At 70.7% G+C, this 23,068-nt stretch carries 23 protein-coding genes and 1 riboswitch; of the genes, 12 read left to right on the plus strand and 11 right to left on the minus strand.

The genetic code is table 11. The features are described from left to right. Positions 1-32: 32 nt before the first annotated feature. Positions 33-542 carry a hypothetical protein gene (locus ACP4E5_RS19220; RefSeq protein WP_425830345.1) on the minus strand — a complete coding sequence of 170 codons (510 nt, stop codon included), beginning with the start codon at positions 540-542 and terminating at the stop codon, positions 33-35. 114 nt (positions 543-656) lie between these two features. Beyond that, positions 657-2,225 carry a beta-N-acetylhexosaminidase gene (locus ACP4E5_RS19225; RefSeq protein WP_425830347.1) on the minus strand — a complete coding sequence of 523 codons (1,569 nt, stop codon included), beginning with the start codon at positions 2,223-2,225 and terminating at the stop codon, positions 657-659. A gap of 176 nt (positions 2,226-2,401) precedes the next feature. On the opposite strand from ACP4E5_RS19225, the gene ACP4E5_RS19230 reads away from it, so the two are divergent. The 7 genes from ACP4E5_RS19230 to ACP4E5_RS19260 all read left to right on the plus strand — a co-directional run bounded on the left by ACP4E5_RS19230 (position 2,402) and on the right by ACP4E5_RS19260 (position 8,370). Beyond that, positions 2,402-3,070 (plus strand): 2-oxo-4-hydroxy-4-carboxy-5-ureidoimidazoline decarboxylase, encoded by a 669-nt coding sequence (locus ACP4E5_RS19230; protein ID WP_425830349.1) that lies wholly within the window; start codon positions 2,402-2,404, stop codon positions 3,068-3,070. Positions 3,071-3,239: 169 nt separating this feature from the next. Beyond that, the gene (gene sdhC / locus ACP4E5_RS19235) at positions 3,240-3,620 is read left to right on the plus strand and encodes a succinate dehydrogenase, cytochrome b556 subunit (RefSeq protein ID WP_266713332.1); all 381 of its coding nucleotides are present in this window, start codon (positions 3,240-3,242) and stop codon (positions 3,618-3,620) included. An 8-nt stretch (positions 3,621-3,628) separates the two neighbouring features. Further along, a complete protein-coding gene (locus tag ACP4E5_RS19240) occupies positions 3,629-4,114 on the plus strand; it encodes a succinate dehydrogenase hydrophobic membrane anchor subunit (RefSeq protein WP_425830351.1) in 486 nt (161 codons plus the stop codon). Between the two features lie 16 nt (positions 4,115-4,130). Then, positions 4,131-5,885 carry a succinate dehydrogenase flavoprotein subunit gene (gene sdhA / locus ACP4E5_RS19245; protein ID WP_425830353.1) on the plus strand — a complete coding sequence of 585 codons (1,755 nt, stop codon included), beginning with the start codon at positions 4,131-4,133 and terminating at the stop codon, positions 5,883-5,885. After that, positions 5,885-6,652 (plus strand): succinate dehydrogenase iron-sulfur subunit, encoded by a 768-nt coding sequence (locus ACP4E5_RS19250; RefSeq protein ID WP_425830355.1) that lies wholly within the window; start codon positions 5,885-5,887, stop codon positions 6,650-6,652. Before sdhA ends, ACP4E5_RS19250 begins: the two co-directional genes overlap by 1 nt. Positions 6,653-6,748: 96 nt before the next feature. Beyond that, positions 6,749-7,150: a VOC family protein gene (locus ACP4E5_RS19255; protein WP_425830357.1), complete on the plus strand. Its 402-nt coding sequence runs from the start codon at positions 6,749-6,751 to the stop codon at positions 7,148-7,150. Between the two features lie 56 nt (positions 7,151-7,206). Continuing rightward, positions 7,207-8,370, plus strand: a complete 1,164-nt coding sequence (locus ACP4E5_RS19260) for a D-alanyl-D-alanine carboxypeptidase family protein (RefSeq protein ID WP_425830359.1) — start codon at positions 7,207-7,209, stop codon at positions 8,368-8,370. Position 8,371: 1 nt separating this feature from the next. On the opposite strand, the gene ACP4E5_RS19265 is transcribed toward ACP4E5_RS19260, so the two are convergent. Then, positions 8,372-9,616: a metallophosphoesterase gene (locus ACP4E5_RS19265; RefSeq protein WP_425830361.1), complete on the minus strand. Its 1,245-nt coding sequence runs from the start codon at positions 9,614-9,616 to the stop codon at positions 8,372-8,374. Between the two features lie 12 nt (positions 9,617-9,628). Beyond that, positions 9,629-9,871 carry an SCO4848 family membrane protein gene (locus ACP4E5_RS19270; protein ID WP_385764609.1) on the minus strand — a complete coding sequence of 81 codons (243 nt, stop codon included), beginning with the start codon at positions 9,869-9,871 and terminating at the stop codon, positions 9,629-9,631. Positions 9,872-9,980: 109 nt separating this feature from the next. Here ACP4E5_RS19270 and ACP4E5_RS19275 point away from each other — a divergent pair, with 109 nt between their 5' ends. Then, entirely contained in the window at positions 9,981-11,213 is a 1,233-nt protein-coding gene (locus tag ACP4E5_RS19275; protein ID WP_425830363.1) for a D-alanyl-D-alanine carboxypeptidase family protein, read from the plus strand. Here the strand turns inward: ACP4E5_RS19275 and ACP4E5_RS19280 are convergent. Then, entirely contained in the window at positions 11,200-12,108 is a 909-nt protein-coding gene (locus ACP4E5_RS19280) for a YihY/virulence factor BrkB family protein (protein ID WP_425830365.1), read from the minus strand. The two genes, ACP4E5_RS19275 and ACP4E5_RS19280, sit on opposite strands and share 14 nt — an antisense overlap. A 101-nt stretch (positions 12,109-12,209) precedes the next feature. Here ACP4E5_RS19280 and dprE1 point away from each other — a divergent pair, with 101 nt between their 5' ends. Both dprE1 and dprE2 read left to right on the plus strand, forming a co-directional pair. Beyond that, complete coding sequence (dprE1, locus tag ACP4E5_RS19285; protein WP_425830367.1) at positions 12,210-13,619, plus strand: decaprenylphosphoryl-beta-D-ribose oxidase; 1,410 nt, start codon at positions 12,210-12,212, stop codon at positions 13,617-13,619. A 37-nt stretch (positions 13,620-13,656) separates the two neighbouring features. Then, positions 13,657-14,412 (plus strand): decaprenylphospho-beta-D-erythro-pentofuranosid-2-ulose 2-reductase, encoded by a 756-nt coding sequence (gene dprE2 / locus ACP4E5_RS19290; protein WP_425830369.1) that lies wholly within the window; start codon positions 13,657-13,659, stop codon positions 14,410-14,412. Between the two features lie 73 nt (positions 14,413-14,485). Here dprE2 and ACP4E5_RS19295 read toward each other — a convergent pair whose 3' ends face one another. Together ACP4E5_RS19295 and trpS are read right to left on the minus strand one after the other, a co-directional pair. Beyond that, complete coding sequence (locus tag ACP4E5_RS19295; protein ID WP_425830371.1) at positions 14,486-15,070, minus strand: 2'-5' RNA ligase family protein; 585 nt, start codon at positions 15,068-15,070, stop codon at positions 14,486-14,488. Between the two features lie 65 nt (positions 15,071-15,135). After that, positions 15,136-16,152: a tryptophan--tRNA ligase gene (gene trpS, locus ACP4E5_RS19300; protein WP_425830373.1), complete on the minus strand. Its 1,017-nt coding sequence runs from the start codon at positions 16,150-16,152 to the stop codon at positions 15,136-15,138. 148 nt (positions 16,153-16,300) lie between these two features. Between trpS and ACP4E5_RS19305 the strand changes: the two genes are divergently transcribed. Further along, the gene (locus ACP4E5_RS19305) at positions 16,301-16,981 is read left to right on the plus strand and encodes a hypothetical protein (RefSeq protein ID WP_425830375.1); all 681 of its coding nucleotides are present in this window, start codon (positions 16,301-16,303) and stop codon (positions 16,979-16,981) included. 27 nt (positions 16,982-17,008) lie between these two features. Here ACP4E5_RS19305 and ACP4E5_RS19310 read toward each other — a convergent pair whose 3' ends face one another. Continuing rightward, complete coding sequence (locus tag ACP4E5_RS19310; protein WP_425830377.1) at positions 17,009-18,457, minus strand: glycine hydroxymethyltransferase; 1,449 nt, start codon at positions 18,455-18,457, stop codon at positions 17,009-17,011. A gap of 28 nt (positions 18,458-18,485) precedes the next feature. Continuing rightward, positions 18,486-18,572, minus strand: a riboswitch (ZMP/ZTP riboswitch). Positions 18,573-18,797: 225 nt separating this feature from the next. On the opposite strand from ACP4E5_RS19310, the gene rocD reads away from it, so the two are divergent. Next, positions 18,798-20,003, plus strand: a complete 1,206-nt coding sequence (gene rocD / locus ACP4E5_RS19315) for an ornithine--oxo-acid transaminase (protein ID WP_425830380.1) — start codon at positions 18,798-18,800, stop codon at positions 20,001-20,003. 13 nt (positions 20,004-20,016) lie between these two features. Here rocD and ACP4E5_RS19320 read toward each other — a convergent pair whose 3' ends face one another. From ACP4E5_RS19320 to pdxR, 3 genes are read right to left on the minus strand one after another with little or no spacing between them, the layout of a single operon-like run. Further along, on the minus strand, positions 20,017-21,210 hold the full coding sequence (locus ACP4E5_RS19320) for a glutathionylspermidine synthase family protein (RefSeq protein ID WP_425830382.1): 1,194 nt from the start codon (positions 21,208-21,210) through the stop codon (positions 20,017-20,019). Between the two features lie 20 nt (positions 21,211-21,230). Further along, on the minus strand, positions 21,231-21,581 hold the full coding sequence (locus tag ACP4E5_RS19325) for a hypothetical protein (RefSeq protein WP_425830384.1): 351 nt from the start codon (positions 21,579-21,581) through the stop codon (positions 21,231-21,233). Between the two features lie 42 nt (positions 21,582-21,623). Continuing rightward, positions 21,624-23,045, minus strand: a complete 1,422-nt coding sequence (pdxR, locus tag ACP4E5_RS19330; protein ID WP_425830386.1) for a MocR-like pyridoxine biosynthesis transcription factor PdxR — start codon at positions 23,043-23,045, stop codon at positions 21,624-21,626. Positions 23,046-23,068 lie beyond the last annotated feature (23 nt).

The following is a 23,068-nucleotide window of genomic DNA, read 5'->3' on the forward strand; positions in this document are numbered from 1 at the left end:
CGTAACCAACTGCGCCCGCGCGCCACGGAACGTCACAGCCCTCGCACGCCGAGCCGGTCGAGGAAGCGGAAGAACAGCTCCTCGGCCGAGGGCTCGGCGGCCGCGCGCAGCACCTCGTCGAGCGGCTCCAGCGGCACCTCGCGACCGCACTCGCCGGCCCAGCCGACGGCCCGCTCGGCGGCGTCGCCCGGCGGCAGGAAGTAGTCCTCCAGGGCGCGTTCGTCCCCGCCGATGTACCGGGTCATCGCGGCGCGCCCCAGGCACGCCGTCCACGAGCCGCTCTCAGGACCGGCCGCCTCGACGACCGCGCAGGCGGAGTCCATGACGTACGCGAACAGGGCGGGCGCCCCGGTCTCCGCCGCCAGCGCGTTCATGCTGCCCACGTCCCGCGCCTGCTCGCCGCCACCGGGGCACTCCCACACCTGCCAGTCGCCGGCCCGCTCCTCCAGGAGCGTCAGCTCCTCGCGCACCCCGCTCAGGGCCTCGCACTTGTCCAGCGGCTGACCGCTTCTCGCGACCACGTAGTAGCCCCAGTACCCCATGCCCGTTCCCCCCGTCCCGGTGTACGCCACATACGTCGTACCTGCGGCCGAATAGACCACAGCCGTAAGGGACTTCGCCACCAGAACGACGGATCAAACGACGGATCGGGGCGGTCAGCCGTCCAGCTTGTCCGCCAGCTCGACGAACTTCGGCCAGCTCAGCTCCGGCTTCCCTGGGTCCCACAGCTTCTGCACGGTCGCCCGCAGCGGCATCCGGACGCCCTTCGCGACCTGCGCCGGGGTCTGCGCCCCCGAGATGTCGCACCACACGGCGAAGGAGCCGCCGAGGATCTGGTCGTCGTACTTCGCGGGCACCGGGCTCGTCCCGCGCACGACGCGCGGCGTCCAGCTCTTGTAGATCCGCTCACCGGTCGGGTACACGAAGGTGTTCGGCTGCCCGAGGACGTAGTAGAGGAACTCGTCGTTGTAGTTCGTCATCTTCCGCCCCTCCTCCAGGTACTCGACGGGCTCGCGCGCACCGATCTCCTTGCCGGTCCAGTACGCGACCTCGATGCCCTTGTCGGCGTCGACGACCCCGCCCTTGTAGAACCCGTCGTTCCAGGCCTTCAGCTTCCGGTCGTACGGCTCCATCGCCTTCGCCCGGTCATTGAGCCAGCCCTGCGCGAGGTCCTGGACCTTCGCGTTCGCCCCGTACTTCGCGCGAGCGGCGGCGGCGAGCTGCGGGTAGGAGGCCTCGGGATTCTCGCTCATCAGCGCCCGGTACTCGTCGGCACCCAGATGCCAGTACGCACCCTTGAACAGCTGCGCGTACTCCTTCAGCAGATCGTCGACGATCTTCGCGGCGCCCGGCTTCGAGATGTCGACGGCGCCGCGCGCCGCCACCCCGCTCGCGTCGCGCAACTGAAGATCGGGATGCGCGGCGATCACCGCGCCGAGGTGCCCCGGCGAGTCGATCTCCGGCACGACCGTGATGTGCCGCTGAGCGGCCAGCCGCAGGATGTCCTTCACCTGCGCCTTGCTCAGGTGGTCCTTGGAGACGACCTCCGGATGCGAGTCGGACTCGATCCGGAAGGACTGGTCGTCGGAGAAGTGCAGACCGAGCTGGTTGTACTTGAGGTCCCCGATGTCCCGGATGCGGTCCTTGATCCAGTCGGCCGTGAAGTGCTTGCGCGCGATGTCGAGGTTGAACCCGCGCTGCGGCTTGGCGGGTTCGTCGGCGGTGACACCCTCCGGCGCCTTCGCACCGCCGTGCACCTCCTGCTTGAGGGTGCGCGTCCCGTAGAACACGCCGGTGTCGCTCGGCCCGGAGATCCGCACGGTTCCGGCCTTCACGGACATCCGGTACGACTCCGGGTTCGCCCCGCTCTTCCCGCCGATCGCCAGCTCGACGTCGCCGGCCCCCGCGCTCCCGTCCCCGGCGTACTTCAGGCCCAGCTCGTCGGCGACGAGCCGCCCCTCGTCGGCCAGTTCGCCGTCCTTCACGACGACCCTGCCGCCGTCCGGCTTCCAGCCGGGCCCGTGCGCAGGCGTGAAGTCGCGCACCTCGGGGATCGTGTGCGCGGGCTTCGACAGCGGGTACGAGCGGGTGGGCGAGGGCGCCGCGGACGTCGCCGACTTCCCGTCCGACGGGGACCCGCCACCACCCGAGCACCCCACGGCCGTGACCAGGACGACCCCGACGGCGACGACCTTCAGAGCTTGCCGCTCCTTCTCCACGAACACCTCGCTGAACCCGATCGACCGGACACGTACGCCGCCGACGTTAACGGTGGACCCAAGGGGGCGCGGGGAACTGCGCAAACGCAACCACGACGAGTCGGACAGCAGCAAAGAGAACCGAACAAAGAACGCGACTCGCGCGTACCGTCCACCCAACCCCCGCAAACCGGCCCGTCCGAGTGAAATTCCCCCGTCTACCGGCCACCCGCGGAGCACCATCGCTAGCGTTACGCCACAACCACCCCGCCCGCGCCCGCCGGAGGCCCCCGCTGAGCCCCCTCCAGACTCCCGGCCGTCTGCCCATACCGGTCCAGGCCACGGCCTCCGGCCCCGCCGGAGGCCTGGCGCGCTTCAACGCGCTGTCGCGGGAGGCCGCCGAGCAGCTGCTGCACACATGCTGCCGCAGCCGGGCCTGGGCACGCCGGGTCGCCGCGCACCGCCCCTACCCGGACGTGGACGCGCTGCTCGCCGCGTCCGACGAGGCGGCGTACGACCTCGCGCCCGCGGACGTCACCGAGGCCCTCATGGCCGAGGACCTGCCGCTGCCGCAGGCCGATGCCTACGCCGCCGCGAGCACCGCGCTGCTCGCGGCCCACGGCGCGTACCAGACCCGCTTCGGCCACCCCTTCGTGATCTGCCTGGACGACATCGCACCCGGTGAGGCCCTCGACCACCTGCTCGCGGGCCTGCGCACCCGGCTCGGCCACGACCCGGTGCACGAGCGCGAACTGGCCGCCGAGGAGCTGCGCCGACTCGCCCGGGGCCGGCTCGCCCGGCTGACCCGTCGGGACACCGACCGCGAAACCGGCCGGGAAACCGGCATCAATAGCCCGTACGTGCCTGTTTGATTGCCTGTTTGATCACACATAAGGCCCCCGTGCGAGTGTCCCGACAACTCGTCGATACGATGACGAGCGGCCGGTGGACCGTACCCGGCTGGGCCCGCCCGACACTGCTGTATCAATTTGCTTACGCGTGGCGGCGCGGCTCTAGTCCCCGCTCCCGGAGGGTTCTTCCGTGCCGGCTGGAACGCTGTACCGCGGCCGGGAAGGCATGTGGTCGTGGGTGGCTCATCGAGTCACCGGTGTCCTCATTTTCTTCTTCCTGTTCGTGCACGTCCTCGACACCGCTCTCGTCCGCGTCTCCCCTGAGGCGTACGACGATGTCGTTGGTACCTATAAGACGCCGATCGTCGCGCTTCTGGAATACGGCCTCGTGGCCGCGATTCTCTTCCACGCGCTCAACGGCCTGCGTGTCATCGCCGTCGACTTCTGGTCGAAGGGCCCGCGCTACCAGAAGCAGATGCTCTGGACCGTCATGGGCATCTGGATCGTCCTCATGGTCGGGGCCCTGTACCCCGTCCTCGGCCACGCCGTCCGCGCACTCTTCGGGAGCTGAGGCCAGATATGTCCGCTGACACCACCCCCGCGTCGTCCGGCGTCGGCCCTGTAGAGGGCGTCTCGCTCTACGACGTCGACAACCCGGCCCCGTACATCGAGGCCCCCCGCAAGCGCACCTCGAAGACCCCGCGCTCCACGCGCGGCAACTTCGAGATGGCCGCATGGCTGTTCATGCGCCTGTCGGGTGTCGTCCTCGTCGTCCTGGTCCTCGGCCACCTGCTGATCCAGCTGGTCCTCGACGGCGGCGTCTCCAAGATCGGCTTCGCCTTCGTGGCGGGCCGCTGGGCGTCCCCGTTCTGGCAGGGCTGGGACCTGCTCATGCTGTGGCTCGCGATGCTGCACGGCGCCAACGGCCTGCGTACCGTCATCAACGACTACGCCGAGCGCCCCCAGACCCGTATGTGGCTGAAGGGCCTGCTGTACGCCGCGACGGTCTTCACCGTCCTGCTGGGCACGCTGGTGATCTTCACCTTCGACCCCAACATCCGTTAAGCCGAGGCGAGAAACCGTGAAGATTCACAAGTACGACACCGTCATCGTCGGCGCCGGCGGCGCCGGCATGCGCGCGGCCATCGAGTCGACGAAGCGCAGCCGCACCGCCGTGCTGACCAAGCTCTACCCCACCCGCTCCCACACGGGCGCCGCGCAGGGCGGCATGGCCGCCGCGCTCGCCAACGTGGAGGAGGACAACTGGGAGTGGCACACCTTCGACACGATCAAGGGCGGCGACTACCTGGTCGACCAGGACGCCGCCGAGATCCTGGCGAAGGAGGCCATCGACTCGGTCCTCGACCTGGAGAAGATGGGCCTGCCGTTCAACCGCACCCCGAACGGCACCATCGACCAGCGCCGCTTCGGCGGTCACTCCCGTAACCACGGCGAGGCGCCCGTGCGCCGGTCCTGCTACGCCGCGGACCGCACGGGCCACATGATCCTTCAGACGCTGTACCAGAACTGCGTGAAGGAGGGCGTGGAGTTCTTCAACGAGTTCTACGTCCTGGACCAGCTGATCGTCGAGGAAGACGGCGTCAAGAAGTCCGCCGGTGTGGTCGCCTACGAGCTGGCCACCGGCGAGATCCACGTCTTCCAGGCGAAGTCGGTCATCTACGCGTCCGGCGGCACCGGCAAGTTCTTCAAGGTGACCTCCAACGCGCACACCCTGACCGGCGACGGCCAGGCCGCCTGCTACCGGCGCGGGATCCCGCTGGAGGACATGGAGTTCTTCCAGTTCCACCCGACCGGCATCTGGCGCATGGGCATCCTTCTCACGGAGGGCGCCCGTGGTGAGGGCGGCATCCTCCGTAACAAGGACGGCGAGCGCTTCATGGAGAAGTACGCGCCGGTCATGAAGGACCTCGCGTCCCGTGACGTCGTGTCCCGCTCCATCTACACGGAGATCCGTGAGGGCCGCGGCTGCGGTCCCGAGGGCGACCACGTCTACCTCGACCTCACGCACCTGCCGCCGGAGCAGCTCGACGCGAAGCTCCCGGACATCACCGAGTTCGCGCGCACCTACCTCGGCATCGAGCCCTACACGGACCCGATCCCGATCCAGCCGACCGCGCACTACGCCATGGGCGGCATCCCGACGAACGTCGAGGGTGAGGTCCTCGCGGACAACACCACTGTCGTCCCCGGCCTGTACGCCGCCGGTGAGGTCGCCTGCGTCTCCGTGCACGGCGCCAACCGCCTCGGCACCAACTCGCTGCTCGACATCAACGTCTTCGGGCGTCGTGCGGGCATCGCGGCCGCCGAGTACGCGCACAAGACCGAGTTCGTCGAGCTGCCGGAGAACCCGTCGACGTTCGTCGAGGAGCGCATCGAGATGCTGCGCGACTCCACGGGCACCGAGCGCGTCTCGGTGATCCGTAACGAGCTCCAGGAGTGCATGGACGCCAACGTGATGGTGTTCCGCACCGAGCAGACGATCAAGACGGCCGTCGAGAAGATCGCCGAGCTGCGCGCCCGGTACAAGAACATCTCGGTCCAGGACAAGGGCAAGCGGTTCAACACCGACCTCCTTGAGGCCATCGAGCTGGGCAACCTGCTCGACCTGGCCGAGGTCATGGCGACCTCCGCCCTGGCCCGCAAGGAGTCGCGCGGCGGTCACTACCGCGAGGACTTCCCCACCCGCGACGACGTCAACTTCATGCGCCACACCATGGCGTACCGCGAGGTCGGCGACGACGGCAGCGAGTCCATCCGTCTCGACTACAAGCCGGTCGTCCAGACCCGCTACCAGCCGATGGAGCGTAAGTACTGATGGCTACTCCCACCATGGAGAAGACCGCGGCTCCCGAGCCCGGCTTCGCCGACACCCCGAACATCACGATCACGCTGCGCGTGCGCCGGTTCAACTCGGAGGTCTCCGACGAGGCGAACTGGCAGGACTTCCAGCTGGAGATGGACCCCAAGGAGCGGGTTCTCGACGCGCTGCACAAGATCAAGTGGGAGCAGGACGGCACGCTGACGTTCCGTCGCTCCTGCGCGCACGGCATCTGCGGGTCCGACGCGATGCGGATCAACGGCAAGAACCGTCTTGCCTGCAAGACGCTGCTCAAGGACATCAACCCAGAGAAGCCGATCACGGTCGAGGCCATCAAGGGCCTCACGGTCCTCAAGGACCTCGTGGTCGACATGGACCCGTTCTTCCAGGCGTACCGCGACGTCATGCCGTTCCTCGTCACGACGGGCAACGAGCCGACGCGTGAGCGCCACCAGTCCGACGAGGACCGGGCCCGCTTCGACGACACCACCAAGTGCATCCTGTGCGCCGCGTGCACGTCGTCCTGCCCGGTGTTCTGGAACGACGGCCAGTACTTCGGTCCTGCCGCCATCGTGAACGCCCACCGCTTCATCTTCGACTCGCGTGACGAGGCCGGGGAGCAGCGCCTGGAGATCCTCAACGACCGTGACGGTGTGTGGCGTTGCCGCACGACCTTCAACTGCACGGACGCCTGCCCGCGTGGCATCGAGGTCACCAAGGCGATCCAGGAAGTGAAGCGGGCGCTGATCACGCGCCGCTTCTGACCTTCCGGCACTTCGCCGCAGGGCCCCGAAGGCCCCGCTCCCTCCCGGGAGTGGGGCCTTCGCCGTTTTTGCCCAGTTGCTCGCTAATCTGACGCTATGTCACATGAGCTGGACATCCTCGGGTTCGACAACACCCTGCTCCCCGTCGGCGACCTGGCCGAGGCCGTCGCCTTCTACGAGCGCGTCGGGTTCCCCGTGAAGTGCCGCATCGACGAGGCCGGCATCGCACTCCTCGCGGCCGGCAAGGAGACGCCCGGGCTGCTCCTTCGGGCCGAGGAGGGCTTCGGCCACAGACCGCCCGCCTGGCCCGCCGCACGCCTGTGGCTGGAGGTACCGGACGCCCGCGCGACGGCCGACACACTGCGCGCCGCGGGCATCGACCTGCTCGACCCGCCCTTCTCCACCTCCACCGGCCACGTCGTGGAATTCGCCGACCCCTGGGGCAACGTCATCGGCTTCACGGACTACCTCAAGAGACCGGAACTGGCGCGGAACTGAGCCCTCCGGCGGGACCCGCTTCTCTTTACCCGGCCTTTGGCCTGTACCTTCACGGGATGCCCGGCTCCACTTCGTCCTCGCACGTCACCCGCCGCACCGCCCTCGGCCTCGGCGCGGGTGCGGCCGCCGCGCTCGCGCTGCCCGCGCAGACCGCCTCCGCCGCCTCCTCCGCCGTCGGCGGGGCGAGGCTCGCGGCCTCGGGCGTGCAGGTGCGGCGCGGGGCGGGTGCGCCGAAGCTGCCGAAGCTCGCCGCGAAGGCGTGGCTGATCGCCGACAACGACAGCGGCGAGGTGCTCGCCTCGTACAACGGGCACCGCCCGCTGCCACCGGCCTCCACGTTGAAGATGCTGTTCGCGGACACCGTGCTGCCGAAGTTCGAGCACACGATGCGGCACAAGGTGACGGCCGAGGACCTCGCGGACATACCGTTCGGCTCCAGCCTCGTCGGCGTCCAGGCCGGGACGACGTACAGCGTGCACCAGTTGTGGCAGGGCGTGTTCCTTCGCTCCGGCAACGACGCGGTGCACGTGCTCGCCTCGATGAACGGCGGCATCGACAAGACGGTCGCGCAGATGCAGGCCCGCGCGAAGGACCTCCAGGCGAACGACACCCACGTCGTCAGCCCGGACGGCTTCGACCATCGCGGGCAGGTCTCGTCCGCGTACGACCTGACGCTGTTCGCCCGCGCCGGGCTGAAGAACGACGACTTCCGCGGCTACTGCGCCACCAAGGTCGCCGACTTCCCCGCGGGCGGCTCCAAGACGTTCCAGATCCAGAACACCGACCGCCTCCTCACCGGGCAGGGCGTCACCCCGTACGAGGGCCTCATCGGCGTCAAGAACGGCTACACCTCGCACGCGGGCAATACCTTCACCGGCGCCGCCACCCGCGGCGGCCGCACCCTCCTGGTCACCGTGATGCACCCGAAGTCCGGCTACGAAGCCGTGTACGAGGAGACGGCCGCGCTGCTCGACTGGGGCTTCGCGGCCGCGAACAAGGTGCGGCCCGTCGGCGAGTTGGTCACACCGCTGAGCGAGCGCCCGAAGTCGACGCGCGCGCCCCACGTGGCGGGCGCGGGCCCCGCCGCGAGCACGTCCACCGGCTCGCACGGCGACGACTGGGCGCTCGGCGGCTCCATGGCCCTGGCGGCCCTCGCCGGCGGCGGCCTGCTGGCCCTGCGCCGCCGCGCGAAGCCGACGGGCCGCCGCAGAAGGGCGTAGCTCAGGCCTGCCGGGAAGCCAGCTGCACCACGGTGATGTCGGACGGCGCGCCCACCCGCACCGGCGGCCCCCACGCGCCCGCGCCCCGGCTGACGTACAGCTGGGTGTCGCCGTACCGGTCGAGGCCCGCGAGCGTCGGATTGGACGCGGCCGCGACGAAGTTGCCCGGCCACAGCTGGCCGCCGTGCGTGTGCCCGGAGAGCTGCAGGTCGACGCCGTGCTTCACCGCCTCGTGGATCATCACGGGCTGGTGGGCGAGGAGGACGGAGGCGCGGGAGGTGTCCCGGTCGCCGAGCGCCTTCGCGTAGTCGGGGCCCTCGCCGTAGTTCTCCCCGGAGACATCGTTGACGCCCGCGAGATCGAAGGCGCCGACACCGACACGCGCGTTCTCCAGCGGCCGCAGCCCGAGCTCGCGCACGTGCTCCACCCAGGGATCGGCGCCGGAGAAGTACTCATGATTCCCGGTGACGAAGTACGTCCCGTGCCGGGCGCTCAGCTTCGCGAGCGGAGCGACGGCGGGCGCGAGATCCTCCACGCTCCCGTCGACGAGATCCCCGACGACGGCGATGAGATCGGGCTGCGTGGCATTGATGGTCTCGACCACCCGCTCGGCGAAGCCCCGCCCGAGCACGGGCCCGAGGTGGATGTCGCTGACCACGGCGATCCTGAACCCGTGGGCCGCGCGCGGCAGTTTGGCCAGCGGCACGGTGACCCGCTTCACCGCCGGCCCCTTCAGCACGCCGTACGCGCCCCCGGCCACGACCCCCGCGGCGGCCACGGTCGCGGCGGCGCCGACGGTCCGGGCGAGGACGAGGCGCCGGGTGGGCGCGGGTGCGCGGCCGAGCCCTGCGACCGGCTCCAGCTCCCGCAGCTCCGGCACCGGAACACGCACCGTGGTCTCCTCAGCGGCGACGACGGCGGGCCTCCCGCGCTCGAGAACCCGCCGCAGCAGGGGCCGCACGACCTCCCCCACAAGCAGCGCGAGCAGCAGATACAGCGCGAACGCCATCCACAGGAACCCGGGCCAGGCCAGCACCTGCTGCACAAGAAACGGCGCCCCGCCCCGCTCAGCCGCCAGCGCCGCGAACATCAGCACGGGCCCGACCACGAACACCAAGGTGCCGACCCGCCTGGGCCACCCACCCTTGCCGGTCGTCCCACGCACGAGCCGACGCCACGCGTAGTAATGCAGGGCCACGAACACCGCGAGGACAACGGCGGCGACGAGTACGAAGACGACGACCATCTGCCCGGACGCCTATGAGGTCCGACGCAGTGTGCGCACGGAACGCAACCCGATGCCCCCGACGACCGTCCCCAATACGAAGGAGACGACGGCGAGCGTCAGATGCACCCAGAAGTACGCGGTCGGATCGCCGGCGTCGTCGAAGGCGAGGCCGCTGCCGTCCTTGACGAGATTCTTGACGAAAGTGATCCAGATGACCCAGCTCCACACCCCGAAGGCGAGCAGGAACCAGGACACGGGGCGGCTGAGCTTCATACCCTCAGTATCGCCGCGCGGTCTCGCGCACCGCCGCCGGGGTGGGTCGGCGCGAACACAGCACGCAGCGGTGGAGACTTACAAGGCAGGTACAGGTACCTTCACCAGCGTGTCCGACTTCCACGCCGCGCGACCGACGTCGCATTTGAAGAAGGCCGCGGTGCTGATCGCCGCCTCCGCCCTGACGTTCGCCGGGGCGCTGCCCGCGGTCGCCGCGGACAAGGACAAGGACGACAAGCCGCCCGCGTCGATGTCCCAGGTGGGCGGCGCCCAGTTGGGGAAGCCGGGGACGCAGGTCAACCTTCAGGGCGGCGCGCCCGTCCTGCCGAAGGATCTGACGGCGAAGTCGTGGCTCGTGGCGGACGCCGAGTCGGGTGAGGTGCTCGCCTCGCACAACGCGCACTGGGAGCTGCCGCCGGCCTCCACGCTGAAGATGCTGTTCGCGGACACCGTGCTGCCGAAGTTCCCGAAGACGACGACGCACAAGGTGGTGCCCTCGGACCTGGCGGGGATGGGCGCCGGGTCGAGCCTCGTGGGCGTCAAGGAGGGCTTCACGTACTCGGTGCACGATCTGTGGCTGGGCGTCTTCCTGCGGTCGGGCAACGACGCGGTGCATGTCCTGGCCGCCATGAACCAGGGCGTCGCCCGCACCGTCAAGGACATGCAGGCGCACGCCGACGAGTTGCAGGCGGGCGACACCCACGTCGTCAGCCCCGACGGTTACGACATGCCGGGGCAGCACTCCTCCGCGTACGACCTGACGCTGTTCGCCCGTTCCGGGCTGCACAAGAAGGACTTCCGGGAGTACGCCGCCACGGCCACCGCCGAGTTCCCCATGAAGCAGAAGAAGGGGAAGACCACCAAGCAGTTCGGCATCCAGAACACCAACCGGCTGCTCACCGGTTCCGTGGGCCTGCCCGCGTACAAGGGCATCGCGGGCGTGAAGAACGGCAACACGACGAACGCGGGAGCCACGTTCACGGGCGTCGCCGAGCGCGGCGACCGGGTGCTGCTCGTCACCGTCATGAACCCGAAGGCGAAGGAGAGCCAGGCGGTCTACAAGGAGACCACGCGGCTCTTCGACTGGGGGTTCCAGGCCGACGGCAAGGTCTCCCCCGTCGGCCATCTCGTCGGGCCGCGGAGCGAGACGCCCGCGGGCGCGGCGTCCCCGAGCCCCGGTGACGCGGGCCCCGCCAAGTCGGCCGCGCACGCCGCCGTCGCGTCCGGCGGCTCCAGCGGGGTCGGGATCGCGCTCGCCATCGTCGGCGGGGTGCTCGTGGTGCTGGCGGGAGCGGTGTTCGTGGTGCGGAAGAAGTGGCCGCTGAAGATCACGAAGGGCTGATCTCCTCCGCCTCGGCCTCTTCCTCCGCCTCTTCCGTCTTGCGCAGGCCCTTTCGGCTCGTCGCCGTCCACGCCGCGCAGAACAGCAGCAGTTTCGCGGTGAAGTTGATCCACAGGAGCAGGGCCACGGGCGTGCCGAACGCGCCGTACATGCTCTTCGCCGCGACGTCCTTCATATAGCCGCTGAGCACCAGCTTCAGCAGCTCGAAGCCCGCCGCCCCGATCAGCGCCGCGGTGACCAGGTCGCGGCGGCCCGGCTGCACCCCGGGCAGCAGGGCCAGGACGTAGAGCAGGATCAGGAAGTCCGCGAGGACCGCGATCCCGAAGGCCGCGGCCTGGAGCAGGAAGCCGCCCCAGCCCGCCTTGTCGATGCCGACCTGGTCGGCCGTCCAGTCGACGGCCGTGGCCGCGAGGGCGGACGCCGCGATCGACACGATGCCCGCGAGGCCGAGCCCGACGAGGACCCCGGCGTCCTTGAGCTTGCGCATGATCGGGTTCTCGTCGGGGTCGGGCAGTTCCCACACGTCCCGCAGGCACTGCCGCATCGAGCCGACCCAGCCGACGCCCGTGAACAGCAGCAGCGCCCCGGCGATGAGCCCGATCGTGCCGGCGTTGTCGACCAGCGCCCCGATGTCCAACTGGTTGGAGATGCCCGGGACCTGGTCGCTGAGCGTCTGCTCCAGCTTCTGCTGCTGATCGGGCCCCATGGTTCCTGCGGCGACCGCCGCGGCGACCGTGAGCAGCGGAAACAGTGCGAGGAAGCTGATGAACGTCATCGCGGCGGCGAGCTGGGACCAGCGGACCGCGTCGAGGCGCTCGTAGGCGTGCCAGGCGTGGGTCCGCATCAGCCGGGCGAACAGCGGCCCGACGACGGGGAGTTTCTTCAGCCAATCCATGATCTCAGCCTGCCCTCCAAGCCCGCTTCGATCACCCGTTCCGGTGAGGGATCGCAAGGTTTACGACAAACTTCGCACCTTCGGGCGATACGGTCGCCGTCATGGTTGCCGACCCCGCTACCGACCCCGTATCCCCCCTCTCCGTTCTTCCCTCCGCCGAGCACTCCGTACCGGTCAGCGGCTGGGGCCGCACCGCCCCCACCTCGGCCCGTGTGATCCGCCCCCGCTCCTACGAGGAAGCGGTCGTCGCCGTCCGGGACTGCGCCGCCGCCGGACACCGCGGAGGCATCGCGCGAGGGCTCGGCCGGGCGTACGGGGACGCGGCGCAGAACGCGGGCGGGGACGTCCTCGACATGACGGGCCTCGACCGGATCCACGCCATCGACGCCGCAGGCGGCACCGTGCTGTGCGACGCGGGCGTCTCGCTGCACCGCCTGATGGAGGTGCTGCTCCCCCTCGGCTGGTTCGTTCCGGTCACCCCCGGCACCCGCTATGTCACGGTCGGCGGGGCGATCGGCGCCGACATCCACGGCAGGAACCACCACGCCCGCGGCTCCTTCGCCCGCCACGTCCCCATGCTCGAACTCCTCACCGCCGACGGCGGGGTACGCGTCGTGGAGCGCGGCAGCGAACTGTTCGACGCGACGGCCGGCGGCATGGGCCTGACCGGGATCATCCTCACGGCGACCGTCCAACTCCAGCGCGTGGAGACGTCGCTGATGTCGGTCGACACCGAACGGGCCGCCGACTTCGACGACTTGATGGCCCGGCTCGCCGCCACGGAGCACCGCCACCGCTACGCCGCCGCCTGGGTCGACCTGCTCGCGCGCGGCGCCGCGACGGGCCGCGGCGTGCTCACGAGCGCCGAACACGCGCCGCTCGACGCGCTGCCCGCACGGGCCCGCAGGACCCCGCTGGAGTTCCGCCCCGCCCGCCTCCCCGCGGCGCCCGACTTCCTCCCCGAGGGGCTGCTCGGCAGCACGAGCGTCGGCCTGTTCAACGAGCTCCGGTACCGCGGGACGCCCAGGGCCCGCACCGGCGAACTGCGCAAGCTCTCCGCGTACTTCCACCCGCTCGACGGCGTCCCGCACTGGAACCGCGTCTACGGGCGCGGCGGCTTCGTGCAGTACCAGTTCGTCGTCGGACACGGCGAGGAGGAGGCGCTGCGCCGCATCGTGCACCGCGTCGCCGAGCGCCGCTGCCCGTCCCTCCTCGCCACCCTCAAGCGCTTCGGCGAAGGGGACCCGGGCTGGCTGTCGTTCCCGACGCCGGGCTGGACCCTCGCGCTCGACATCCCCGCCAACCTGCCCGAACTGGGCGCGTTCCTCGACGAGTTGGACGAGGAGGTGGCCGCCGCGGGCGGGCGCGTCCACCTCGCCAAGGACTCCCGGCTGCGGCCCGAGCTGCTCACCGCCATGTACCCGCGCCTCGACGACTTCCGCTCACTGCGGGCGCGCTGGGACCCGCGGGGGGTGTTCCGCTCGGACCTGTCACGGCGCCTGGACCTGTGACCGGCCACCCGCCCGACCCGCCTCCCTGGAGACCCCGTTGAAAGACGCCTTCGGCACCCCCCAGTCCCTCCTCGTCCTCGGCGGCACCTCCGAGATCGCCCTGGCGACCGCCCGCCGCCTCGTCGCCCGCCGCACCCGCACCGTATGGCTGGCGGGCCGCCCCTCCCCCGCGCTCGACGAGGCCGCGGCCGGACTCCGTGCCCTGGGCGCCGACACGCGTACGGTCCCCTTCGACGCGCTGGACCCCGCCACGCACGAGGAGACGCTCGGCAAGCTCTTCACCGACGGCGACATCGACATGGTGCTGCTCGCGTTCGGCATCCTCGGCGACCAGGCCCACGACGAGGACGACCCGATGTCGGCGGTCCGCGTCGCGCAGACCAACTACACGGGCGCCGTCTCCGCGAGCCTCGTGTGCGCGCGGGCGTTGCAGTCCCAGGGCCACGGCTCGCTCGTCGTCCTGTCGTCGGCGGCGGGCGAGCGGGCCCGCCGCGCCGACTTCATCTACGGCTCCAGCAAGGCGGGCCTCGACGCGTTCACGCAGGGCCTCGGGGACGCGCTGCACGGGACGGGCGTGCACGTCATGATCGTCCGCCCCGGCTTCGTACGGTCGAAGATGACGGCCGGACTGGCGGAGACCCCGATGGCCACGACGCCCGGCGCAGTTGCGCAAGCCATCGAGACGGGGCTGCGACGCAGGTCGGAAACGGTGTGGGTACCGGGAACACTGCGCGTGGTGATGTCGGCACTGCGACACGTACCGCGCCCACTGTTCCGACGACTGCCGGTGTGACGGCCAGGGCCCAGGGCCTGCCGTTTGGATCAGGCCGGGCCCCGCGAGCCCGGTCTGATCCGAACGGCAGGTCCTAGCTCGCCGGCAGTTTCGGGCCGCGGGTTGTGCGGCCCGAGGGCTGTGCGGGGAGTGACGATGTGCCGAAGGCGAAGTCCCGGAGCCTGCGCCACACTCCGTCGGCGCCCTGCTCGTAGAGCGCGAACCCGGTGCACGCCCAGGCCGCCTCGTACTCGGCGAGCTCCGCGAACGCGCGGTCCATCGCCGCTTCGTCGATGCCGTGCGCCACGGTCACATGCGGGTGGTACGGGAACTGCAGCTCGCGGGAGACCGGGCCCGACGCGTCCCGCACCTGCTTCTGCAGCCACGTGCAGGCCTCGGCGCCCTCGACGACCTGCACGAACACGACGGGTGACAGCGGCCGGAACGTGCCGGTCCCGGACAGCCGCATCGCGAACGGGCGCCCGCCGGAGGCCACTTCCTCCAGGTGCGCCTCGATCGCCGTGAGGTCGCCGCCGTCCACCTCGGTCGGCGGGAGCAGGGTGATGTGCGTGGGAATGCCGTGCGCCGCGGCGTCGCCGAAGCCCGTGCGCCGCTCCTGGAGCAGGCTGCCGTGAGGCTCCGGGACCGCGATCGAAACACCGATCGTTACGGTCCCCACGTCATACTCCTGTCGTCGTGTGGCGGGCGGGCGGCATCGCGCTCTGCGGACTCTCCGCGCTCGGCTCAGTGCTTGGCGGGCAGGAAGCCGACCTTGTCGTAGGCCTGGGACAGGGTCTCGGCGGCGACGGACCGCGCCTTCTCCGCGCCCTTGGCCAGGATCGAGTCCAGCGTCTCCGAGTCGTCCAGATATTCCTGGGTGCGGGTCCGGAACGGTGTCACGAAGTCCACCATGACCTCGGCCAGGTCCGTCTTCAGCGCACCGTACATCTTGCCCTCGTACTTCTCCTCCAGTTCCGGGATACCGGCACCGGTGAGGGTGGAGTAGATGGTGAGCAGGTTGCTGACGCCCGGCTTGTTCTCCGCGTCGTAGCGGATCACGGTGTCGGTGTCGGTGACGGCGCTCTTGACCTTCTTGGCGGTCGCCTTCGGCTCGTCGAGCAGGTTGATGAGGCCCTTCGGCGTCGACGCCGACTTGCTCATCTTGATCGACGGGTCCTGAAGGTCGTAGATCTTCGCCGTCTCCTTGAGGATGTACGGCGCCGGGAGCGTGAACGTGTCGCCGAAGCGGCCGTTGAAGCGCGTGGCGAGGTCGCGGGTCAGCTCGATGTGCTGGCGCTGGTCCTCACCGACCGGAACCTGGTTCGCCTGGTAGAGCAGGATGTCGGCGACCTGGAGAACCGGATACGTGAAGAGGCCGACGCTCGCCCGGTCCGCGCCCTGCTTCGCCGACTTGTCCTTGAACTGCGTCATACGGCTCGCCTCGCCGAAACCGGTGATGCAGTTCATCACCCAGGCCAGCTGCGCGTGCTCGGGAACATGGCTCTGCACGAACAGCGTGCACCGCTCCGGGTCGAGCCCCGCGGCCAGCAGCTGCGCGGCGGCGAGCCGGGTGTTGGCCCGCAGCTCCTTCGGGTCCTGCGGCACGGTGATCGCGTGCAGGTCCACCACCATGTAGAAGGCGTCGTGGGACTCCTGCAGCGCCACCCACTGGCGGACCGCACCAAGGTAGTTGCCGAGGTGGAACGAGCCGGCTGTGGGCTGGATACCGGAGAGCACACGAGGGCGAACATCAGAGGCCATGTGCCTCATTGTCTCAGGTGCACCGCACAGCTCCGCAGCGGCCAAAGGTCCTTACGCGCCGCGGGGTGCGACCTGGTCGTTGTCAGTGGGCGCCGGTAGCTTGGCGGTGTGGCGGGAGTCACGCGGGGGCGCGTCGACGGGGGTGGCGATGCAGTACGCACGAGGGGGTGGGCCCCGGTGGGCCCGGGTGGTGCTCGTGGTGGTGGCGCTGCTGCTGGCGGCCGCGCCCGCGGCACAGGCCCGGCCCGCGCAGCCCGGCGGGATGGATGTGCCGGATCTGGCGGTGGTGATCGCCCCCGGCGCCAAGGCGGGACCCTCGGTGGCCGTGCACTACGAGGACCGGAACTTCACCCGTCTTGAGCGGTTGACCACGGGGTTCGACACGGTGACTGAGCGCGTGCCCGAGGCCTGGCAGGAGGGGCACTTCCCACCCGTGGTGGCCACGGTCGTGTGGGGCCTGACCGGTGTCGCGGGCTGGCCCCAGACGCACCGGGCGCCCGGCACCGACACGGTCATCGAGCGCCAGGACCAGCTGATCTTCGCGAAGGACGGCACGCCGTGGATCCGAACGGACCCGCAGGTCGACGTGAACGACGACGACCTGCGCTGGCACCACGCCTCCCCGCACCTGGTCGACCAACTGACGGGGGCCGGAGTGTTCCCGCCCGCGCCGCCGCCCACCACGACCTCCCGCGCCCCGGTGTGGTGGGGCCTGACCGGCCTCGCGGCCGGGCTTGCCGCGGCGGGGGCGATATGGCTCATACGTGTACGGGGACGGGGGCGGGAGCGGGGACCACGGGAACCGCGGCAACAACTGATCGACCTGTAGCCCCGCCCCACGCCCGGAAGGACCGACTCAGCCCAGGTCGATCCGGCCGTACAGCGGGAAGCCGGACAGGAGATCCGTGGCACGCCGCGCGACCTCGTCCGCGACCTTCGGCTCCAGGACGTGGCTCGCCTTCGACACCGCCCCGGACTTCGTGGTCCCCGGCTCGGAGGCCGTCAGCACGCGGTCCATGAGCGCCGCGATCTCGTCCATCTCACCGGTGCCCAGGCCACGCGTGGTCAGCGCGGGCGTGCCGATGCGGATGCCGGAGGTGTACCAGGCCCCGTTCGGGTCCGCCGGGATCGCGTTGCGGTTGGTGACGATGCCGGATTCGAGCAGCGCGGACTCGGCCTGGCGTCCCGTGAGGCCGTAGGAGGACGCCACGTCGATGAGGTTGAGGTGGTTGTCGGTGCCGCCGGTGACCAGCGTCGCGCCCCGCCGCATGAGCCCGTCCGCCAGCGCCCGCGCGTTGTCGACGATGCGCTGCGCGTAGTCCTGGAACGCCGGCTGCCGCGCCTCGGCGAGGGCGACCGCCTTGGCGGCCATGACGTGCGGCAGCGGCCCGCCGAGCACCATCGGGCAGCCCCGGTCGACCTGGTCCTTCAGCGAGTCGTCGCACAGCACCATGCCGCCGCGCGGCCCGCGCAGCGACTTGTGGGTGGTCGTGGTGACGATCTGCGCGTGCGGCACCGGGTCGAAGTCACCGGTCAGCACCTTTCCGGCGACCAGGCCGGCGAAGTGCGCCATGTCGACCATGAGCGTCGCGCCGACCTCGTCGGCGATCTCGCGCATGATCCGGAAGTTCACGAGGCGCGGGTACGCGGAGTACCCGGCGACGATGATCATCGGCTTGAACTCACGGGCCTGCGCACGCAACGCCTCGTAGTCGATGAGCCCGGTGGCGGGGTCGGTGCCGTAGGAGCGCTGATCGAACATCTTTCCGCTGATATTGGGTCGGAACCCGTGCGTGAGGTGGCCGCCGGCGTCCAGCGACATGCCGAGCATCCGCTGGTTGCCGAAGGCCTGGCGCAGTTCGGCCCAGTCCGCCTCGGTGAGGTCGTTGATCTGGCGGACCCCGGTCTTCGCGAGGAATGGCGCCTCGACGCGGTCGGCGAGCACCGCCCAGAAGGCGACGAGGTTGGCGTCGATCCCGGAGTGCGGCTGTACGTAGGCGTGCCGGGCGCCGAACAGCTCGCGGGCGTGCTCGGCGGCGATGGACTCGACGGTGTCGACGTTGCGGCAGCCGGCGTAGAAGCGGCGGCCGACGGTGCCCTCGGCGTACTTGTCGCTGAACCAGTTGCCCATGGTCAGCAGCGTCGCCGGGGACGCGTAGTTCTCCGAGGCGATCAGCTTGAGCATCTCGCGCTGGTCGGTGAGCTCCTGGCCGATGGCGTCGGCGACGCGCGGCTCCACGGCGCGCACGACGTCGAGGGCGGCACGGTAAGCGGTGGACTCGGGGGTCAGCGGGGATTCGGTCATGGGGCAGCCTCCGGACGCGGTCGGTTCACGGTTCGGCCCAGGCGCACGGCACTCACTGCTCGGGCCGCTTCCCGATGGTCGATCCCATCCCAGCGCGCCAGTCACGGCCCTGCCCTCACCCTACTCAGGTTCGCGGTGTGCAGGCTGCACGGGTCACACCGAACGGCCTGCCTGTCCGCCTGGGGGTCCGGGGGCTACCCCCTCCTGGGAAAGCACTGCGGGCGCGTCGTCCGGCGAGGTTTCCACGTCCACATCGCGAGCGACGATAGGAAGGGGCCACAAGCCCGTCCCACGCCCAGCGCTACGTGCGGTGCCACGAGCCGCGACGAACGGAGATCCCGTGAGTGCTACCGAAGCAGCAATCGCCCGCGCCGAGGACCACGGCGCGCACAACTACCACCCGCTTCCCGTGGTCGTCGCGACCGCCGAGGGCGCGTGGATGACGGATGTCGAGGGGCGGCGCTATCTCGACATGCTCGCCGGGTACTCGGCGCTCAACTTCGGGCACGGCAACCGCCGGCTCATCGACGCCGCGAAGGCGCAGCTGGAGCGGGTGACGCTGACGTCGCGGGCCTTTCATCACGACCGGTTCGCCGAGTTCTGCACGGAGCTCGCCGAGCTGTGCGGCATGGAGATGGTGCTGCCGATGAACACGGGGGCGGAGGCCGTCGAGACGGCCGTGAAGACCGCCCGGAAGTGGGGCTACCGGGTCAAGGGCGTGCCGGACGGGCGGGCGCGGATCGTGGTCGCGAGCGACAACTTCCACGGGCGTACGACGACCATCGTCAGCTTCTCCACGGACGAGGAGGCGCGCGCCGACTTCGGCCCGTACACGCCGGGCTTCGACATCGTCCCGTACGGGGATCTGGACGCGCTGCGGGCCGCGGTCACGGACGACACGGTGGCGGTGCTGCTCGAACCGATCCAGGGCGAGGCGGGCGTGCTCGTGCCGCCGCCCGGATACCTGGGCGGAGTGCGGCAGTTGACGCGCGAGCGGAACGTGCTGTTCATCGCCGACGAGATCCAGTCGGGGCTCGGCCGGACGGGCCGTACGTTCGCGTGCGAGCACGAGGGTGTGGTGCCGGACGTGTACGTGCTGGGCAAGGCGCTCGGCGGCGGCGTCGTGCCGGTGTCGGCGGTGGTGTCGAGCAAGGCCGTGCTCGGGGTGTTCCGGCCGGGCGAGCACGGGTCGACGTTCGGCGGGAACCCCCTCGCCTGCGCCGTCGCCCTCGAGGTGATCGCGATGCTGCGTACCGGGGAGTTCCAGGAGCGGGCGGCGGAGCTGGGTGAGCATCTGCACGCCGAACTGGGCCTGTTGACCGGAACGGGGAAGGTCACCGGGGTGCGCGGGCGCGGTCTGTGGGCGGGCGTCGACATCGACCCGTCGTACGGGACGGGCCGGGAGATCTCGGAGAAGCTGATGGACCGGGGCGTGCTCGTGAAGGACACGCACGGGTCCACCATCCGGATCGCCCCGCCGCTGGTGATCAGCAAGGACGATCTGGACTGGGGACTCGATCAGCTGCGGGCCGTGCTGGGCGCCTGATCCGTCGGACGGCTCAGCGGATGACGTGGGGCAGGAAGCGGGCGTACTCGTCCGTGACCAGCCCCGCCGACTCCCGGATGCCGAGGCCCGCCGCCTCGTCCCCGACGACCCACGCGCCGAGGACGACGCGGTTGCCGTCGAAGTCGGGCAGTTCGCTCAACTGCTGGTAGCAGCGGGCCTCTTCGGATTCCGTCGGCGCGGACGATCCGGGTGCGTGGATCGTGACGCCGGCGCCCTCGCGGCCGAGCAGCGGTTTCGATACGTAGCCGGGCCCTTCGGCGGAGGCGAGTTCGCGCGGTCCGTCGAGGTGGGCGGGCAGCAGGTTCGGGTGGCCCGGGTACAGCTCCCACAACACCGCGAGCAGCGCCTTGTTGCTGAGCAGCATCTTCCAGGCGGGCTCGATCCACATCGTCGTGCCCGTCCCGCCGCCGTTGTCGAGGCTGCCGAGGACCTGCGGGGCGAACGCGTCGGTGGTGAGCCATTCCCAGGGGTACAGCTTGAAGCAGCTGCGGATGAACCGGAGTTGGTTGTCGACGAAGCGCCCGGAGAGGCTGTCCCAGCCGATCTCCTCCATGGAGATCCAGTCGGTGTCCAGGCCGGCCTGTTCGGCGGTCTCCTTCAGGTAGCCGACGGTCATGAGGTCCTCGCCGAGTTCGTCGGCCGAGGAGTGCGCGAAGTGGAGCGGGCTGCCGGGCGGGAGCAGGGCGGCCTGCTTCTTCCAGGCGTCGACGAGCCGCTCGTGGAGCGAGTTCCACTGGTCGGCGCCGGGGAACCGCTCCTCCATCCAGAACCACTGGGGGCTCGCGGCCTCGACGAGTGAGGTGGGGGTGTCGGCGTTGTACTCGAGGAGCTTCGCGGGGCCGGTGCCGTCGTAGCGCAGGTCGAACCGGCCGTAGAGGGACGGCAGTTCGGCGCGCCGCTGCCAGGCCTCGGTGACGGCCGCCACGACGCGCGGGTCGGTGATCCCGAGGTCGGCGAAGCGGTCGGTGCGGACGATGTGTTCGGCCGCGGCGAGGCACATGCGGTGCAGTTCCTCGACGACCTCTTCGAGCGCCTCGACCTCGGGGAGGGAGAACTCGTAGTAGGCGCTCTCGTCCCAGTAGGGGCGCAGGGAGTCGTCGGGGTAGCGGGTGAGCGGGTAGATGAGCCCCTGTTCCTCGACGGTTCGCTGCCAGTCGGGGCGCGGGGTGATGGTGTGGCGCTTCATGGGTACTGGTCGCCTCCGGCTCAGCCGCCGGAGCTTCCGCCCTTGCCGCCGCCGAAGCCGCCGCGGGTGACACCGCCTCCGCCGGAGGACTTGGTGAAGGAGCCGCCGCCGACGCGGCTGCCCTTCTTCGAACCGCCGTAGTACCAGCCGCCGTTGACCGAGGACTTGCCGGTCGTGCTGGACGAGGACTTGCAGTACTTGTCGGAGACGACCTTGTAACCCTTGCCCGCGTTGTAGCTGTTGCGGTCGATGCAGCGCTTGTCGACGTCGGAGTCCGAGGAGCAGGCGGTGAGCGCGGCGGCCAGCAGGCCGAGGCCGCCGAGGGCGACGGTGCCGGAGCGCAGCCGTCGTTGGGTGGTGTTGTCCGTCATGAAGTTCTCCCCCGTCGCGTGCGTGTACGTGCGTGTGCTGCCCTAGGGCAGGACGCGGCACAGGGTATCCAACGCGCCCGGCCAGGCGTGGTCGGGCGGGGTGCCGTAGCCGACGACCAGGGCGTCCATGGGGTGTTCCGGCGGCGGCGCGTCCTCGTGCCGGAATTCGGCCAGGCCCGCGATGCCGAGGCGCTGCCAGGCGGCGGCCTGCACGACGGACCGTTCGGTGCCGGGCGGGAGCGTGAGCACGGCGTGCAGTCCGGCGGCGATGCCGGTGGCGCGCACGGCCGGGGCGCGCTCGGCGAGGGCGGAGACGAGCTGGTCGCGGCGGCGCCGGTAGCGGAGCCGTGAGGCGCGCACATGACGGTCGTACGCGCCCGATTCGAGGAACTCGGCGAGCGTGAGCTGGTCGAGGACACCGCAGGACCAGTCGGTGTACCCCTTGGCCGCGACGACCTCGTCGAGGAGCGGCGCGGGCAGCACCATCCAGCCGAGCCGCAGTCCGGGGGCGAGGGACTTGCTCGCCGTGCCGAGGTAGACGACGCGGTCGGGGTCGAGGCCCTGGAGGGCGCCGACGGGCTGCCTGTCGTAGCGGAACTCGCCGTCGTAGTCGTCCTCCAGGATCAGCCCGCCGGTGCGGCGCGCCCAGTCGACGGCGGCGGCGCGGCGGCGGGCGTGCAGGGCGACGCCGAGGGGGAACTGGTGGGCGGGCGTGAGCAGGGCAGCCCTCTCGCCGGAGCCCAACTCCCGCACGTCCGCTCCTTCTTGGTCGAATGGGAGCGGTCGAGTGCGGAGTCCGGGCCGGGTCAGATACCCCAAGTGAAGACCGAGCCCGTACGACTCCACGGCGACATCGCGCACACCGCGCCCGTGCAGCACCTCGCCGAGCAGGATCATGCCCTGCACGAATCCTGCGCAGACGACGATGCGTTCCGGTGACGCCTGTACGCCGCGGGCGCGGGCCAGGTAGCCGGCGAGGGCGGCGCGCAGTTCGGGGCGGCCGCGGGGGTCGCCGTAGCCGAGGGCCTCGTTCGGGGCGGTGGTGAGGGCGCGGCGGGCGGCCTTCAGCCATTCGGCGCGGGGGAAGGAGGCGAGGTCGGGGCGGCCGGGCATGAGGTCGTAGCGGTGGCCGCCGAAGGGGACGCGGTTGGTGGCGGGGACCGGGGTCGGCGCCCGCCCCGGCCGCTCGGCGACCCGGGTGCCGGAGCCCTGCCGGGCGGTGAGCCAGCCCTCGGCGACGAGGTCGGCGTAGGCGTCGGCGACCGTGTTGCGGGCGAGGCCGAGGTCGGCGGCGAGGGTGCGGGAGGCGGGCAGCCGGGTGCCGGGGGCGAGTCGCCCGCCGCGTACGGCCTCGCGGAGCGCGTCGGTGAGGCCGCGGCGCACGCCTCCCGAGCCGCCGGTGTCGAGGTGCAGGTCGATGCCGAGCGCTCGCCCGGAGGCCGAATTGGCCCAAGATTCTTCCACGTAAATGGACCATACTCCTGGGC

Origin of the sequence: Streptomyces fractus (assembly GCF_049844455.1) — a bacterium.
In the GTDB taxonomy this organism is placed as follows: Bacteria; Actinomycetota; Actinomycetes; order Streptomycetales; family Streptomycetaceae; genus Streptomyces; species Streptomyces fractus.

Coding starts and splice junctions, on each gene's coding strand:
- ACP4E5_RS19270 (WP_385764609.1), bottom strand. CDS start 9,871: ATGAAGCTCAGCCGCCCCGTGTCCTGGTTCCTGCTCGCCTTCGGGGTG.
- ACP4E5_RS19320 (WP_425830382.1), bottom strand. CDS start 21,210: ATGAAGCGCCACACCATCACCCCGCGCCCCGACTGGCAGCGAACCGTC.
- ACP4E5_RS19310 (WP_425830377.1), bottom strand. CDS start 18,457: ATGACCGAATCCCCGCTGACCCCCGAGTCCACCGCTTACCGTGCCGCC.
- ACP4E5_RS19255 (WP_425830357.1), top strand. CDS start 6,749: ATGTCACATGAGCTGGACATCCTCGGGTTCGACAACACCCTGCTCCCC.
- ACP4E5_RS19325 (WP_425830384.1), bottom strand. CDS start 21,581: ATGACGGACAACACCACCCAACGACGGCTGCGCTCCGGCACCGTCGCC.
- ACP4E5_RS19280 (WP_425830365.1), bottom strand. CDS start 12,108: ATGGATTGGCTGAAGAAACTCCCCGTCGTCGGGCCGCTGTTCGCCCGG.
- trpS (WP_425830373.1), bottom strand. CDS start 16,152: ATGGCCTCTGATGTTCGCCCTCGTGTGCTCTCCGGTATCCAGCCCACA.
- ACP4E5_RS19260 (WP_425830359.1), top strand. CDS start 7,207: ATGCCCGGCTCCACTTCGTCCTCGCACGTCACCCGCCGCACCGCCCTC.
- ACP4E5_RS19305 (WP_425830375.1), top strand. CDS start 16,301: ATGCAGTACGCACGAGGGGGTGGGCCCCGGTGGGCCCGGGTGGTGCTC.
- ACP4E5_RS19240 (WP_425830351.1), top strand. CDS start 3,629: ATGTCCGCTGACACCACCCCCGCGTCGTCCGGCGTCGGCCCTGTAGAG.
- dprE1 (WP_425830367.1), top strand. CDS start 12,210: ATGGTTGCCGACCCCGCTACCGACCCCGTATCCCCCCTCTCCGTTCTT.
- ACP4E5_RS19265 (WP_425830361.1), bottom strand. CDS start 9,616: ATGGTCGTCGTCTTCGTACTCGTCGCCGCCGTTGTCCTCGCGGTGTTC.
- ACP4E5_RS19250 (WP_425830355.1), top strand. CDS start 5,885: ATGGCTACTCCCACCATGGAGAAGACCGCGGCTCCCGAGCCCGGCTTC.
- ACP4E5_RS19220 (WP_425830345.1), bottom strand. CDS start 542: ATGGGGTACTGGGGCTACTACGTGGTCGCGAGAAGCGGTCAGCCGCTG.